We start from the raw sequence: 16,522 nt of genomic DNA, 5'->3' as shown, positions 1-16,522 counted from the left end.
GGAAGAAGTAACTTCGGAAGAAACGACTCAAGAGAGTGAAACAACTACTGAAGAAACTACGGAAGAAGTAACTTCGGAAGAAACGACTCAAGAGACCGAAACAACTACCGAAGAAGTAACTTCGGAAGAAACGACTCCAGAGAGTGAAACAACGACCGAAGAAGTAACTTCGGAAGAAACGACTCAAAATTCAGAAATAACAGAGGAAGTCGATGAGAAAGAACAGGATGATCACACTGTGGACGTATCGCCAAGAAATATTGATGAATTAATTGGATTGATTAAGGAATTAACTTATAAGTTAGCTCATTTAGATCAGTATCGTTATCCAAACGCATTGTCGATTGAATCGATTCACCAACAAATCGAAGTAGCTAAACGGGCACTTAATGAAAAAACGAATGAGGAATCTATTAACAATCTGATTGAAAAACTTAAGGCATACAATCGTGAATTTACGCTTAAATCAGGTGCAGCTATTCCATCTGCACAAAAGAGCAGTGTAGAAAGTGATAAATCACAATCAAATAATCTACCACCGCAATATGGTCATTCAACAATTTCAATATCAGATTTAGCAATGTACAATTTATGGTATTTATTAATACTGACTATAGAGTTAGTCACTGATTATTTAATCCCATAATATTTTGCTTAAACATCCGATGCAAATCGGATGTTTTTTTATATTAATCAAAAATCGTACCTATTGAAAAATTTAATAAGAATATATTTTTCAATAAATCCTAATTAATACTTAAAATAATATCAAAATTAAGTGCCATTCTTATCTTAATTAGTATTACTGATTTTAATTTATCGTTTAAATTAAATTAATTTTACTAAAAGACCTTACACATCAGAATACTAACTAGATATTGTGAAATATAAAAAAGTTTGATAACCCCTATATATTGTGTATAATTGTATGTGCACACACAACATATTGATTTTGTGTTATCAGTACTGTGTGAATCATATAGGAGGTCTATCATGGAATTAATTCATCAACCACATACAGCTCAAAAAATTACAAAACGCGATGGACGTCGCGTTAAATTCTACCCGCATTTTATTTATCAATCCATTATAAAAGCGATGGGAGCAAATATTAATAAAGAAGTCGCTAATATCATTGCTCAAAATGCTTTAAATCAAGTCAATGAGTTAAAAACGACTAAGGCAATTCACCAATTTGTCATTGATTCACTCAAGCACTACAAGCAATATCAAGCTGCCTTAAATTATGAAAACTATCATACAAAACAATTTAAAGACCGAGAAGATCAACTAGATATTAAGAAAAAAATTACTCAACTCACTTCAGGTAATCGAAAAATGTTAAATGAAAATGCCAATAAAGATAGCCGTGTTTTTAATACGATGCGCGATTTAACGGCTGGAACGAGCGCTAAAGCAATTGGACTCAATCTTCTACCTGAAGAAGTTGCGAATGCACATTTAAAAGGGGATATCCATTTTCACGATTTAGATTATTCACCTTACAGTCCCATGACAAATTGTTGTTTAATCGATGTTAAATATATGATGGATCATGGCTTCCAGATCGGAAATGCAGAAGTGGATTCTCCAAAATCAATTAATACCGCTGCCGCCCAAATTGCACAAATTATTGCAAACGTTGCTTCAAGTCAATTTGGTGGTTGTACCATTGACCGAATTGATGAAATTCTGGCACCGTATGCAGAACTGAATTTCAAAAAGCACCTTAAAACTGCTCAGGAATGGTTCCCAGAATCTGATATTATCGAAGAATACGCAAAATCACGTACGCAAAAAGATATTTATGATGCGATGCAAAGCTTGGAATACGAAATTAACACATTATATACCTCAAATGGCCAAACGCCTTTTACGACCGTTGGTTTTGGTTTGGGAACAAATTGGTATGAGCGTGAAATTCAAAAAGCGATTTTAAATATTCGAATTCAAGGACTTGGTAAGGAAAAACGAACTGCAATTTTCCCTAAATTGGTCTTTACATTGAGAAGAGGGACGAATCTTCAACCCAATGATGTTAACTATGATATTAAACAACTTGCAATCGAATGTGCTACCAAACGGATGTATCCTGACGTATTAATGTATGACAAAATTGTCGAACTAACCGGGTCGTTTAAAGCACCGATGGGATGCCGTTCATTTTTACAAGGTTGGTACAATGAAGCCGGGGAAGAGGTCAATGCTGGTCGAATGAACCTTGGGGTCGTCACCTTAAATGTTCCGCGTATTGCGTTGGAATCCAATCAATCTCCAAAAATATTTTGGCAACTGATGGACGAGCGTCTCCAGGTGATTAAAAAAGCACTATTATATCGCATTGAACGTACGAAAGAAGCCGTTCCACCCAATGCGCCGATCTTATATCAACATGGAGCTTTTGGACATCATTTGTCTGAAAATGACGAAGTAGATACTGTCTTTAAAAATCGTAGGGCTACAATCTCAATCGGTTATATTGGACTTTATGAAGCTACAGCGTACTATTTTGGACGAAACTGGGAAAATAATCCGACAGCCAAAGCATTTTCTTTAGAAATTGTCAAAAAACTAAAAGAAGCTGCTGATGAATGGGCAGATGAATATGGTTATCACTTTAGTGTCTATTCAACTCCGGCAGAATCTTTAACAGATCGCTTCTGTCATTTGGATCAAGAAAAATTTGGCTTAATTGAAGATATTACGGATAAAGATTACTACACCAATTCATTCCACTATGATGTTCGTAAATCTCCAACCCCATTTGAAAAAATTGAGTTTGAAAAAGATTATCCAAAATATTGTTCAGGTGGGTTTATTCATTATTGTGAATACCCGAATATGGTACAAAATCCTAAAGCCCTTGAAACCGTCTGGGACTTTGCATATGACCGGATTGGCTATTTAGGAACGAATACACCGATTGATCATTGTTACGAATGTGATTTTGATGGCGACTTCGAGCCGACAGAACGTGGCTTTAAATGTCCACAATGTGGCAATACTAATCCCGATACCTGTGATGTTGTGAAACGAACTTGTGGTTATTTAGGAAATCCTAATATCCGTCCAATGATTCATGGACGCCACGAGGAGATTGCTTCACGTAAAAAACACATGGGCGCTTCAAAGTAAAGAGGGGTATTATGCAAAAACAGCAACCTTTGTTTAAAAATCCAGCTCCGAAAGAGTGGAAAGCCAGTGAGTTATCGCGAAATAAAATTGCGGATTATAAAGCTTTTAATTTTGTCGACGGAGAGGGTGTTCGCAACTCCATTTATGTCAGCGGCTGTCCATTCAACTGTCGAGGGTGTTATAACCGAATTGTCCAAAATTTTAATTATGGTGTACCCTATACTGAAGAACTCGAACAACAAATTATCGATGACTTAAAACATGATTATGTTCAGGGGTTAACGCTTTTAGGTGGCGAACCATTTCTCAATACAACGGTATTAATTCCGTTGGTAAGGCGCGTCCGTGAAATTTACGGTAATACGAAAGATATTTGGTCATGGAGTGGTTATTATTATGAAGAATTGCTCCAAGATACTGAAGATAAGATTGAGTTATTGCACTTAATTGACGTCCTAGTTGATGGACGTTTTGACATTACAAAGAAAGATTTAACGCTGCAATTTAGAGGCAGTAGTAATCAGCGGATCATAGATGTGCCTCAATCGCTTGAAACAGGCAGCATGGTACTTTGGAAATCAGGTCAATACAGATGAGATGATAATAGTAAGGCAGCAATCAAACGATTTGCTGCCTTTTTTAAGTATTCTGAGAAGCATACAAATAATGATAAATTTTTTGTATTAGATGATCTATTTCATTTAACGGGATCGATGAATAATTTATAAATAATATCTGATCATTTTCAATGTTAGAATTCATTGTAAAATGACTTAATAAATTCAATTTAATGTGAGCTGATTGGATTTTTGATAGGAAACAAGTCGAATCAAACACAACAGATGGCTTCAAAAGAAGATGTAATCCTGCTTGCCCCCCTATAATGATGGCATTAGGATCGACATTTTTTATCGATTCGATTAACTGATTCCGTTTCTTTCGATAAAATCTTCGTGAACGATTCAAGTGTTGGATTAGATCACCTTGTTGTATAAATTCAGCTAAAACAAATTGACTTAACGTATTAACATCCATTGTATGATATACTTTAAAATTTTGATATAACAGTGCAAGAGAATCAGGTAAAACCATATAACTAATTCGTAAGCTTGGAGCGATATTACGAGAGAAACTGCCTAAATAAATGACTCTTTCATGTCGATCTAAATGTTTAAGACTTGCGATTGGCTGACCACTATACTTAAACTCACTGTCATAATCATCTTCGATAATATAGCGATTATTTGATTGAATCGCCCAATTGAGTAGCTCTAATCTGCGATCGACAGGCATAATAATACCAGTTGGGTACTGATGATTCGGTGTGACAAATGTAAGTCGTGACTTAGATTTTTGAAGTTGATCGATAATCAACCCAGAATCGTCAAGTCCAATGGGGCAAACGGTCAAAGAATGATGCTGAATCACTGGCATAATCCCCTGAAATCCCGGATTTTCCATTGCAATCCTATCCCCAGGGGATAAATTAAGTATTTCAAAGAGACGCGTCATTAAATAATTAGTACTCGGACCAATAATAATTTGATCAGGATGACAGGGCACGCCACGTGATTGACTTAAATAGGCTTGAATTCCATTTCTTAAACTAGGTAAACCACGATAATCTGTCATTGACAAGATAGGAAGATTGTCTGGCGATAAAACTTGTTGATAAAGCCGCCCAATTTTTTGATATGGAAATAATGCTGGATCCGGAACTGATTTTGTTAAATCATATTTATGTTTCGATATTATTTCTGATTCTGAAATTGGAATGTCACAATCAATTAGAGGGTATTGATTAGTAATATTGGCTACAAAATAACCTTTTCGTTCAATCGAATAGATGTATCCCTCATCTAATAATTGATTATAGGCACCCAGTACAGTATTTTGACTAATCCCATTTTGCATTGCTAATTGACGCTTACTAACCAACTTATCGTTATATTTCAATTCCCCTCGATGTATTTTATCTTTGATATCTTGATAAACTTGTAAATAAAGGGGGGTGTCAATCATTTGATTTAAATTTAGTTCCAATGAAACCTCCTACAACCATCTGGTACCATCCAAATACTATTTTTTGATACTATTAATAGTATCAGTTGTTCGGTAAAATATGAAGTACATTTCGATTGGAAATGAATAGAAAATATTAGGTGATGAATGATGAAGACAGAAATGATTATGGTAGTGAATGATTGGCCTGGATTAGGTAAAGCTGCTGCTTCAATTAATGTACCCATTTTGAATGCCGCACAATACGAAGTGGCACTTTTACCTACATTATTATTATCTACGCATACAGGATTTGAAGGATTTGTTATCAAATCACTGGGGGATTCCTTTATGGAATTTGCGAAGCATTGGCAAACACAACCAGTCAAATATCCAGCGATATTAACTGGCTATTTTGAAAATGCCGCTCAAATCGAACAATTTGTCACTTATCTCGAAATAATCCGATTAGACCAAGCTCAAGATGCCATCGTTGTAACCGATCCGATTATGGCAGAAGGGGGACAACTTTACCCAGGATTTACAGAAGACATTATTACTGGAATGCGCCATTTATTAAGTCAGTCTGATATCATTCTTCCGAATATTACGGAGGCCTATCTATTAGCTGATTTACCTTATCAACCGAGACCGACCCATGATGAATTATGCCAACTTACTGAAAAGTTGCATCAACTCGGTCCAGATAATGTTATTATCACAGGCGTTCACCATAATGAACAAATTGGTTTCTTTTTAAGTCAAAAAGACCATGAACCTGTCTACATTATGCACCAATATTATGAAACAGAATATTGCGGCACCGGAGATACCGCTATTAGCTTGCTAACGGTGTTTCACTTAGCCGGTGATTCTTTGGAGAATTCACTCAAAAAATCAAGTATCTTACTTGAAGAAGCCATGAATGTATCATATCAGCAAGGACGATCAAGAAATATGGGAATTAACTTCGAGAAAATTCTTCCTAAAATCGCTACAATGATGACAAAGAATATTTAAATCAAAACAGCACTCAGAAAAATTCGAGTGCTGTTTTTTTATGCTTGAGTACGGTGTAGTCTTTCTCGACGAAGAAAATATAGCGAAATTATTAAAGTAATCAATTCTGAAATGGTTAGGCAAAGCCAAATAATACTTGACCCGAATAGATTTGGGAAGGTAAAGACAACCAACGCAACCACAATGTAGCCACGCATCAATGAAATAATCAATTCATCTCGAGGACGTTGAACTGCCGTTAAATAACCACCAATACCAATATTAAAACCTAAAATTAAAAACGAACTGCTAAACAGGCGCATGGCTCTAACCGCTAACTCAATAAAATCTGCTTCCATATGATTTAAAAAGATGGATAAAACTACATTCGGGAAGAGTTGAATCAATAATACCATCATAGAGCTACTTACAAGAATCGTATACAAAACGTATTTTCTGAGTCGTTTGACATGTGTCATGTTCTTAGCGCCAAAATTATAACTCAATAAAGGCTGACTACTTTGAACAATCGATAGCATCGTATTTACGATTAAATTCATCAAGTATACAATCACAGAGAAAACAGCAAGTCCGTTAACGCCATAATGATTTGCGATGACTTGATTAAAAACCAAAATAGTAAATCCAGTAGACATTTCTGTGAGCGCTGCAGGGAAGCCAAAGCGAATCATATCACGTAGATCAATCCGACGCATCTTAAATTTAGCAAATTTTAAATTTGCACGATCAGACAGAAAATGAAGGGTATACCCAATACACGGAAGAACTTGCGATATCCCGGTCGCAATTGCGGCGCCACGCACACCCAAGTGGAAAATATAAATGAATACGTAGTCTAAAATAATATTGGTTAGAGCCGATACAACCATAAATATAATCGCTAAATGCGGATGGCGATCTGCTTTCACCATAATTTCAAACATATAGGTCATACAGAAGAACGGACTAAACAAAATAATGGTCCCTAAATAAGCTAGCACATATTCATGGATTTCAGGTTCAGATCCAAGCAGCAGAGCGAGTGAATTTAAGTTAAGATAAGCAACCAAGGAGATGACAACGGATACTCCTAGAGCAAGTGATAGTCCCATGGTAAAGTACTGATTCCCTCGTTGAATCCTTCCTCTACCTAGAGAATAAGTAATTAAATTAGAAGTTCCAATTGCTAAGAGTATCGCGCTCGCAAAAGAGAGCGTTACAAAAGGCATTGAGACATTTACTGCTGATAAAGCGAGGGGGCCAACACCTTGACCTACAAAAATACCATCAACCATCGTATAAGTTGAGTATAAAATCATTGAGCCAATCGTTGGCACTAAGTATTTTAGATATGTTTTAAATAATTTCTTTGTTTCCAATGAATAAAAGCCTCCAAAAATGATATAATACCACTATAAAGGTTGGAGTCGGTCCAAGGTCAAGGAGAATTATGAACCTACACTATACAATCGGTGAAATTGCTAAATTATATAATATTACGACCGATACATTGCGTCATTATGAGAAGGAAGGACTATTAATCCCTGAGCGGGCATTAAATGGTTATCGTATCTATACGTTATTTGATATTTGGAAACTCAATGTGATTACAACAATGAAACGTTTAGATATCTCTTTAAAAGAAATCAAACAATTTCTAGAAGAGCGATCGGTTGAAAAAGAAAAAGCCATTTTGAATCAAGAATTGCAATTTATTGAGGAGCAGATTAACTCCTTGGAAAAGCAGCGACATTACATCAATCATCGAATCTTCGCTTTAGAAGATGCCCAAACAAATGATTTAATTAATCAAGTCCGATTCATCGATTATTCCGAGCGGAAAATTATTCATCTAGAAGAAAAGATTGAAACGGATAACGAAGTCGATTTAGCCTTTCATCAATTAATGCAACAATCAAAAGAAACGATTCAAATATATAACCGCGATTTCGCTGTCTTACTTCCAATTGAGAAAATTCATCAGAGAAAATACAATGAATATAGTGATGCCATACTCATTGTAGGGGAGGGCCAGCCATACGACCGAACCCTTCCTTCTGGAACTTATGCAACATTGCGTTACCAAGGTTCATATCAAAATGCTGAAAAAGCTTATAATCAGCTACTGTCGCGAATAAAGTCGCTCGGATATTACCCAGGGCCATATGCAATTGAACGATACTTAATCGATATTAATCAAACGTCAAATATTGATGAATATGTGACAGAACTGCAGGTGATCGTTGAATAAAAAAGTATAATTTTAGTTATCGTATTATCTTTATCAGTCTAGGAATCAATATTGATTAAAAAATTATTATCTGATTTGACTTTTTTTATTATTATTAATTATGGGAGGAAATAATTATGAAATATTGTCCAAATTGTGGTACTGAAGTTAAAGAAGAGGATTTATTTTGTCCAACGTGTGGTACTAAACTAGAGAAAAACTCACACAGCACGTCGCTCACTAAATTCAAAATTGGAAATCGGACATTAAATCTACCTAAATATACTATTCCAGTAGGAATCTTATTATTATTCGTCTTAATATATTTCAGCTTTTTCAGAAGTAGTCCACTGAGTGGCTACTGGGTGAATGAACGTCCAGAAGACCAATTTTATTTATTTAATGGTCAAGAAGTCAAAAAAACACATGCTGATTATTCTGAATACTTAAACGTTGCATCCAACAACCAAGCAGAGTTTGTTTTTGAATACGATTTTGTATCCGATCATAAAATAAATTTCAAACTGATAAAGCAAGGTAATCACTATCAAATTGACCCTAAATCCGTCACATTTGATTTAAATTTTGAGGATTATGTTGAAGACAACTGGCTATATCTGTCAAAAGACGAGATTACAGATATTCTTAAAGGGAATATTCCAAATTCATTTTATGAGGAAGACCAAGCTTTAATTAAAGCTATCACACCTTATATTGAACGCTCAAACGGAAGTTATCGACTCAAAATGACCGTATCACAAGCAATGGGTGTTTTTCACGAGTTACCAACTGCCTCACAGGAACTCTTAGAATATTATTATGATTTTTCACTCGATGAGCTAGATAAAGAAATCAATGATTTCCTAAATGGATTTATTTTCAAATTGGAGAATAAGCAATTTCTTTTAATCGAACACACTAAACCATCCGCATTGAGTTTTGTCGATTTAGATGATGATTTTTATCTAAAGCTTTATCGAATTGACTAATAAACGAAAGGTGAAATGAATGACGATAACTTCATTATTTAACGCCAAACAATTAAGTTATACTGCACCCGATGGCTACCAAATTATAGAATCTGCTAATTTCGATATTCAGCAGGGGGAATCAGTCTTAATCACCGGTCCCTCTGGGAGTGGTAAATCCACTTTATTAAAATTATTAGCCTTAATGATTTCTCCTACGTCAGGTACACTAACCTATCAAGGTAAAAACATTGAATCTTATAATCCAATCGAATATCGTAAAGAAGTTTCATATTTCTTCCAAAACCCACTGCTTTTTGATCAAACCGTCGAAGAAAACTTATCTTTCCCATATGAGATTCGGCATCAAACCTTTGACAAAGCCCATGCAATCGATTGGCTTCGAAAAGTCCATCTTGATGCATCCTACTTAACAAAACATATTGAAGAACTATCAGGGGGAGAACGCCAGCGAATTGCTTTTATTCGCAATTTATTAATTCTACCTCAGGTGTTATTACTCGATGAAGTCACATCTTCATTGGATAAATCAAATCGTGAAATTATTGCAAATGTCATTAAAGATTTAAAATCTGAATGCGAAATTACCGTACTGATGGTATCACACTTAGATGAAGATTTAACTCATTTTGACCAAGTACTTCAAGTAGAAGATAAGAAAGTAGGGCGGAGCGATGAATTCAAATAATTTATCCATTTACTCATTACTTTTAACATCATTGCTCTTGTTAGTTCCAGTCGTAATATCTTATAAGGAGCACTTAGATGTTGAAAAAGAAGTCTTAGTAGCAGGAATTCGAGCTGCGATACAGCTATTTATTATCGGATATGTTTTACAATTTATTTTTAATGTTAATAATCACTTATTAACAACTTTAATGATTATTTTTATGATTTTTAATGCCTCAATGAATGCGAAACGTCGTTCAAAAGGAATTAATAATGCTTTTTTCATCTCCTTTGTCTCTATCGGCGCAGGGGCAATCATTACACTGGGAATCCTCATTCTCACCGGCGCAATCCAATGGACACCACGAGAAGTGATTCCAATTATGGGCATGTTATCTTCCAATGCTATGACTGGAATGAGCTTAACCTTTAACTCATTGCACAGCAAATTCACTGATCAACGACAAAAAGTACTCGAGAAATTGGCACTTGGAGCTACAATCCATCAAGCTTCAAAAACCGTCGTTAGAGAGAGCATTAAGACAGGGCTAATACCGAATATCGACTCAACCAAAATGGTAGGTCTTGTATCGTTACCGGGAATGATGACTGGGATGATTATGGCAGGCGCAGAACCAACGCAAGCCATTCGTTACCAATTGGTTGTAATGTTTATGATCTTATCTTCAATCAGTTGCTCGACCATTATCGGAGCTTACTTAGCCTATCCTAAATTCTTCAACCACCGCGCACAGTTGCTAGTAGAGGAGAAGCGTGGAAGTTAAAAAAATATATTATTTTTAAATAATTTTTTGTCCTTCTGATCTTATTTTATATTTTTAGAAAATATGTCTTAAAATTATTTACTGAATATAATTGTGTTATAATGTTTTTCCCAGTAACAACCATGATTTCTGTATGACATAAATTATGGTATAAATCAAGCAATGAATAAAGGAATTTATATTTTTGTGTTGATATATATTTAATTATTTTTGATAATCAACAATCTGATAAAGTCCATATAATTGTGTAAAAGTTAAAAGGCCATGTAACAGCCCTTTTACGGTACAATGTTTTTAACCACTAAAAACATACCCAGGAGGACGTTACATGACCCAAGTACATTTTACACTGAACAACGAAGAGGTTCAAAGTATTATTGAACATTCCGTTAAAGATGATGTGTCTAAAAATATTTTGACCACTGTTTTCAACCAATTGATGGAAAATCAACGAACAGAATATATTCAAGCCGATGACTATGAACGTTCAGAAAGTCGTCAGAGTCAAAGAAATGGCTATTATGAGCGAGACTTTACAACTCGTGTGGGCACACTCGAATTAAAAGTGCCTAGAACACGTGATGGTGAATTTTCACCGACGGTGTTTGAGCGTTATCAGCGAAATGAAAAGGCACTGCTCGCTTCAATGCTTGAGATGTATGTTTCAGGCGTTTCGACACGTAAAGTTTCAAAGATTGTTGAAAAGCTCTGTGGAAAATCGGTATCGAAATCTTTTGTTTCTAGCCTGACTGAACAGTTAGACCCGATGGTCAACGAATGGCAGAACCGTTCGCTCTCAGGTACGAATTATCCTTATCTGATGACTGATGTTCTCTACATAAAAGTCCGTGAGGACCATCGAGTGCTTTCTAAAAGCTGCCATATTGCGATCGGGATAACAGAAGGGGGTGATCGTGAAATCATTGGCTTCATGATCCAAAATGAAGAAAGTGATGACACATGGTCCATCTTCTTTGACTACTTAAAAGAACGCGGTCTACAGGGGACAGAACTCATCATTTCTGATGCCCATAATGGCCTAGTGTCTGCGATTCGTAAGTCCTTTACCAACGCAAGTTGGCAGAGATGTCAGGTCCATTTTTTAAGAAATATCTTCAGTTCCATTCCAAAAAAGAATTCAAAACCGTTTAGAGAAGCAGTAAAAGCGATCTTTAAGTTTACGGATATTGAACTCGCTCGAACAGCTAAGAATGCCTTAGTCGGTGAATATATTGACCAGTCCAAATATACAAAAGCATGCGAAACATTGGATAATGGCTTCGAAGATGCCTTTCAATACACGGTCATCGGAAATGGCCACAATCGGCTAAAAAGCACCAACCTTCTTGAACGACTGAACCAGGAAGTCCGCAGAAGAGAAAAGATTATTCGTATCTTTCCCAACCGAGCGTCCGCCAATCGATTAATTGGAGCTGTCCTTATGGACCTTCATGATGAATGGCTCAGTTCTACAAGAAAATATATTAAGTTTGATCAATGAGTGACCGGTAAAACATTGTATAGTATTTTACACAGGATTGTGGACTTGACTAACAATTCAGTGCAAAATATCTTTAAAGTTGTTATAGTATAAAAATTCAAATCGAATTTTTTCTAAATATAAACTCTGAAGAATATGCTATTAAACTTACGAATAGATAAGATAAGGTGGTATAGGTGATATGAAAGCAACCCGCAAACTTCGCATTGAACAAGCTGCAGATGCAATTATAAATTTTATAAAAGTAAATGAATTAGCTATAGGAGAGCGTTTGCCAAATGAAAATGAGCTTGCAGAGTATGCTAAAGTTAGCCGCAGTACATTGAGAGAAGCTGTTCGTATGTTGGTTTCAATCAATGTCCTTGAGGTTAGACATGGTTCTGGCACCTATGTTGGACCAGGCCCAAATGAAACTGAAGATATTTTAAATTTTGGAAAAATTAAAAAGCCGTTAAAGCTTGTTCAAGATTTATTTGAAATAAGATATTTAGTGGAGCCCACCATGACTGCAAAAGCAGCAAGATATATTACAAAAGAACAAGTTCACGAATTAGAGGATTTAGCGAAAAAAATTGAGAACTCTATAGTAAATGAGACTTTGGATCATTTAGATTATGATATACAATTTCACCAAGTGATCGCCAAAGCTTCTCAAAGTATAGCTTTCTATAATTTATTCCCTATAATATATGAATCTATTGTTCAGTATAATAAAAAATATTCATCTGCAACCATAAAGGAAGAGACCATTATATCGCATCGTGAAATATTAGATGCTCTAAAAAAAGGTGATGAGATTGCTGCATTCGATGCTGCTTTAATTCATATTATAAATAACCGACGCACAATTTTAGATTAAATTTAAGCTCTTGAAATACATAGGATGACTTATGTGTTAAATCACTTTTTTTATTTTTCTATGTAATTATAACAATAAAACACGTATTTCCTTGACATAAATTCTAAATAAAGCTAGAATAAACCCAAAGTCATCAGATGACTTTGGGTTTATTTAAATTCTACTACATATTATATTTAGGAGGAGCGGTTATGAGCGAGTTATTAAGTACTTTGCAAAAAAATTATATTTTTGCTGTAGTCCGTGGTAAAAATGAGGTTGATGCAGAAAAGATTTGTATCGCTGCTGTTAAAGGTGGTATCAAAAACCTAGAAGTAACCTATACGACACCAAATGCTACATTAGTAATTTCGAATTTAGTAGAAAAATATAGTGATAATGATGAAGTCATTGTGGGTGCAGGTACAGTTATGAATCTATCAATGGCGAAAGAAGCCTATGAGGCTGGGGCAAGATTTTTGGTTAGTCCTCATTTTGATCCAATAATTGCAGAGTTTGCGCACGAAAAAAATGTCTACTACATGCCAGGCTGTGCTACTGCAACCGAGATTGTAAACGCTATGAAAGCAAGATGTAAAATTATTAAAATTTTTCCAGGCGGAATACTTGGACCAAATTTCATTAGCGATATCCACGGTCCAATTCCTGATGCAAATTTAATGCCGTCTGGTGGAGTATCAATTGACAACATTGAAAAATGGATGTCAAAAGGAGCGATAGCTGTAGGTATCGGAAGTGCATTAACTAAAAATCTAGATGAAATGGGTTACGAAAGTATTACTGAGACAGCGAAAATTTTTAGTGATAAAGTTAAAAATTTTAATGCATAGGGGGAATATAGATGTCTTTCATGAATGATTCTTTTTTACTTGAAAGTCCATCAGCAAAAAAGTTATATCAATTAATAGAGGATTTACCAATTTTTGATTTTCACTGCCATCTGGATGCTAAAGTTATTTATGAAGATAAACCATTTAATAATATTGTGGATTTATGGTTAGATGGTGACCATTATAAATGGCGTTTGATGCGAGCAAATGGAATACCAGAAAGTAAAATTACAGGGAACGCTGATAATGAAATAAAATTTGAAGCATGGGCAAGAACTATTGGTACAGCTTTTGGAAATCCGTTGTTTCATTTTAGTCATTTAGAATTAAAAAATATTTTTGGTGTTGTAGAACATTTGAATGAGAATAATTGGAAAGAAATATATGATCATTTAAATGATTATATCAATGAAAAAAAACTTAGTCCACGACAGTTGATTAAGGAGTCCAATGTAGATTTCATTGGAACAACCGATTCACCATTAGATAGTTTAGAGTGGCATAAAAAACTGAATGAAGATAAGACATTTAATACAACAGTAGCACCAACTTTCAGACCAGACTCTGCTTTTGTTCATCATTCAGATTTTAATCATTTTGTGAATGCTTTAAGTGAACTCGAAGAGATTGAAATTAAATCTTATCATGATTTTGTTAATGGATTAGAAAAACGTGTTAAATATTTTGCAGACTGTGGTTGTAAGGCATCTGATATAAGTTTAGATTCAATAAGTTTTTGTCCCACAAACAAAGATGTTCTTGATTTAATATTACGCAAAAAACTTCAAAATAAAAAACTTACTACATTAGAAATATCACAATGGCAGACAGAAATTCTTAAATCATTATGTGGACTATACAAAAAATATGGTTTTGTTGCTCAAATTCACTTTGGAGCACAAAGAAATAATAGTTCAATTTACTATGAACAAGTTGGAGTCGATAGTGGATTTGATTCAATCGGTGATCAAACTGATCTTGCTCATGGATTGAACTGTTTTATTAACTACCTCCAAAAAGAAGATAAACTTCCGAAAATGATTTGGTATAACTTAAATCCTAACTACAACACAATTGTTGCTAACACACTAACTAACTTCCAAGCGAATGAGAAAAAACAACGGAGTATATTACAATTTGGTTCTGCATGGTGGTTTTCTGATCACAAACGTGGAATTCTTGATCAAATGAAAACTTTAGGAGAGCAAGGAATGTTAGCCAATTTTGTAGGAATGCTAACAGACTCTAGAAGCTTTTTATCCTATTCTCGCCATGATTACTTTAGAAGAATATTATCTTCACTTTTAGGAAAGTGGATGGATAATGGTGAAATCCCTAATGATCTTGAATTTGTAGGAGAAGTAGCTAAGAATATTGCTTATTACAATGCTAAACGTTTTTTTGAAGAATAGTATATTTTTAATACAAGGGGAATTGATTAATGGAAATGACATTTAGATGGTATGGCGAAGATGATCCTGTAACGCTTAAAAATATTCGTCAAATACCTACCGTTCGAGGTATTATTTCAGCTGTGTATGACATTCCAGTAGGAGAGGTATGGCCTGTCGAAAATATTCAGAGAATAAAAGATATGGTAGAGCAGCACGGTTTACGTTTATCAGGAATCGAATCGGTACCTGTTCATGAAGATATAAAAATGGGTAAAGATAGTCGTGACAAATTAATTGAAAACTATAAGCAAACATTACGAAATATTGCTGAATGCGGTATTGACATGGTTTGTTACAACTTTATGCCTGTATTCGATTGGACACGAACTGACCTCGCCTATGAACTCTATGACGGGTCAAACGCTTTAATTTTTGATGAATGTGTTGCTAGAAGGATGGATCCGTTAAATGGGGATCTTTCACTACCAGGCTGGGATTCTAGTTATACTAAAGAAGAAACAGCCGATATAATAAAGAACTATTCTGAGATTGATAATGAAAAGCTGTGGAAGAATTTAGAATATTTTATTAAAAAAATTATTCCTGTTGCCGAAGAAGTTGGAATCAAAATGGCAATCCATCCAGATGATCCTCCATATTCAATTTTTGGATTACCTAGAATTATTACTGGAAAAGAAGCAATAGCTAGATTCTTAGATATATATGATAGCCCAAACAACGGGCTCGCATTATGTGTTGGATCATATGCATCTAATCCTACAAATGATGTGAATGATATTTTACGCTATGCACTCGAACGTAATCGCGTCAATTTTATGCATACTCGTAATATCTTGCTTAAAGAAGGGAAATCGTTTGAGGAATCAGCACATCCTACCGAATATGGTTCAATAGATATGTATAAAGTAATTAAGGCATTGAGTGACTATGATTGGAATGGGCCAATTCGTCCGGATCATGGGCGAATGATTTGGGGAGAAACCGGGCGCCCTGGTTACGGATTATATGATAGAGCTTTAGGAGCAACATATTTATCAGGTTTATGGGAAGCTATACGTAATATGGAAAATAAAGATTTACTACAAAAAAAATTCGGAAAGGAGACATAA

At 35.0% G+C, this 16,522-nt stretch carries 15 protein-coding genes; 13 read left to right on the top strand and 2 right to left on the bottom strand.

Translation table 11 applies throughout. The features are described from left to right. The 3 genes from HMPREF9707_RS09070 to nrdG all read left to right on the top strand — a co-directional run. Window positions 1-646: hypothetical protein (locus tag HMPREF9707_RS09070; RefSeq protein WP_006701279.1), on the top strand; the 646-nt coding region annotated here is incomplete at its 5' end. Window positions 647-993: 347 nt separating this feature from the next. Beyond that, entirely contained in the window at window positions 994-3,135 is a 2,142-nt protein-coding gene (gene nrdD / locus HMPREF9707_RS03180) for an anaerobic ribonucleoside-triphosphate reductase (protein WP_006701278.1), read from the top strand. An 11-nt stretch (window positions 3,136-3,146) separates the two neighbouring features. Beyond that, entirely contained in the window at window positions 3,147-3,731 is a 585-nt protein-coding gene (gene nrdG / locus HMPREF9707_RS03175) for an anaerobic ribonucleoside-triphosphate reductase activating protein (protein WP_006701277.1), read from the top strand. Window positions 3,732-3,774: 43 nt separating this feature from the next. On the opposite strand, the gene pdxR is transcribed toward nrdG, so the two are convergent. Then, window positions 3,775-5,178: a MocR-like pyridoxine biosynthesis transcription factor PdxR gene (pdxR, locus tag HMPREF9707_RS03170; RefSeq protein WP_006701276.1), complete on the bottom strand. Its 1,404-nt coding sequence runs from the start codon at window positions 5,176-5,178 to the stop codon at window positions 3,775-3,777. A 126-nt stretch (window positions 5,179-5,304) separates the two neighbouring features. Here pdxR and HMPREF9707_RS03165 point away from each other — a divergent pair, with 126 nt between their 5' ends. Continuing rightward, the gene (locus HMPREF9707_RS03165) at window positions 5,305-6,156 is read left to right on the top strand and encodes a pyridoxamine kinase (protein ID WP_006701275.1); all 852 of its coding nucleotides are present in this window, start codon (window positions 5,305-5,307) and stop codon (window positions 6,154-6,156) included. 38 nt (window positions 6,157-6,194) lie between these two features. Here HMPREF9707_RS03165 and HMPREF9707_RS03160 read toward each other — a convergent pair whose 3' ends face one another. Continuing rightward, on the bottom strand, window positions 6,195-7,514 hold the full coding sequence (locus HMPREF9707_RS03160) for an MATE family efflux transporter (RefSeq protein WP_006701274.1): 1,320 nt from the start codon (window positions 7,512-7,514) through the stop codon (window positions 6,195-6,197). Window positions 7,515-7,585: 71 nt separating this feature from the next. Here HMPREF9707_RS03160 and HMPREF9707_RS03155 point away from each other — a divergent pair, with 71 nt between their 5' ends. From HMPREF9707_RS03155 to uxuA, 9 genes are all read left to right on the top strand, one after another. Then, window positions 7,586-8,386, top strand: coding sequence for a MerR family transcriptional regulator (locus HMPREF9707_RS03155; protein ID WP_006701273.1), 801 nt, complete (start codon window positions 7,586-7,588; stop codon window positions 8,384-8,386). A 116-nt stretch (window positions 8,387-8,502) separates the two neighbouring features. Further along, complete coding sequence (locus HMPREF9707_RS03150; RefSeq protein ID WP_006701272.1) at window positions 8,503-9,354, top strand: zinc-ribbon domain-containing protein; 852 nt, start codon at window positions 8,503-8,505, stop codon at window positions 9,352-9,354. Window positions 9,355-9,373: 19 nt separating this feature from the next. Beyond that, window positions 9,374-10,042, top strand: coding sequence for an ABC transporter ATP-binding protein (locus tag HMPREF9707_RS03145; RefSeq protein WP_006701271.1), 669 nt, complete (start codon window positions 9,374-9,376; stop codon window positions 10,040-10,042). Continuing rightward, on the top strand, window positions 10,029-10,808 hold the full coding sequence (locus HMPREF9707_RS03140; protein ID WP_006701270.1) for an ABC transporter permease: 780 nt from the start codon (window positions 10,029-10,031) through the stop codon (window positions 10,806-10,808). Before HMPREF9707_RS03145 ends, HMPREF9707_RS03140 begins: the two co-directional genes overlap by 14 nt. A 328-nt stretch (window positions 10,809-11,136) precedes the next feature. Beyond that, window positions 11,137-12,309: an IS256 family transposase gene (locus HMPREF9707_RS03135; RefSeq protein ID WP_006701269.1), complete on the top strand. Its 1,173-nt coding sequence runs from the start codon at window positions 11,137-11,139 to the stop codon at window positions 12,307-12,309. Window positions 12,310-12,490: 181 nt separating this feature from the next. Then, a complete protein-coding gene (locus HMPREF9707_RS03130) occupies window positions 12,491-13,168 on the top strand; it encodes a FadR/GntR family transcriptional regulator (RefSeq protein ID WP_006701268.1) in 678 nt (225 codons plus the stop codon). Window positions 13,169-13,359: 191 nt separating this feature from the next. Beyond that, the gene (locus HMPREF9707_RS03125) at window positions 13,360-13,998 is read left to right on the top strand and encodes a bifunctional 4-hydroxy-2-oxoglutarate aldolase/2-dehydro-3-deoxy-phosphogluconate aldolase (RefSeq protein WP_006701267.1); all 639 of its coding nucleotides are present in this window, start codon (window positions 13,360-13,362) and stop codon (window positions 13,996-13,998) included. 11 nt (window positions 13,999-14,009) lie between these two features. Then, on the top strand, window positions 14,010-15,410 hold the full coding sequence (gene uxaC / locus HMPREF9707_RS03120) for a glucuronate isomerase (RefSeq protein ID WP_006701266.1): 1,401 nt from the start codon (window positions 14,010-14,012) through the stop codon (window positions 15,408-15,410). Window positions 15,411-15,439: 29 nt separating this feature from the next. After that, window positions 15,440-16,522 carry a mannonate dehydratase gene (uxuA, locus tag HMPREF9707_RS03115; protein ID WP_006701265.1) on the top strand — a complete coding sequence of 361 codons (1,083 nt, stop codon included), beginning with the start codon at window positions 15,440-15,442 and terminating at the stop codon, window positions 16,520-16,522.

The organism is Falseniella ignava CCUG 37419, assembly GCF_000301055.1.
Taxonomy (GTDB): domain Bacteria; phylum Bacillota; class Bacilli; order Lactobacillales; family Aerococcaceae; genus Falseniella; species Falseniella ignava.
Note: the sequence above shows the minus strand (reverse complement) of the source record. Positions and strands in the feature narration are given on the sequence as shown.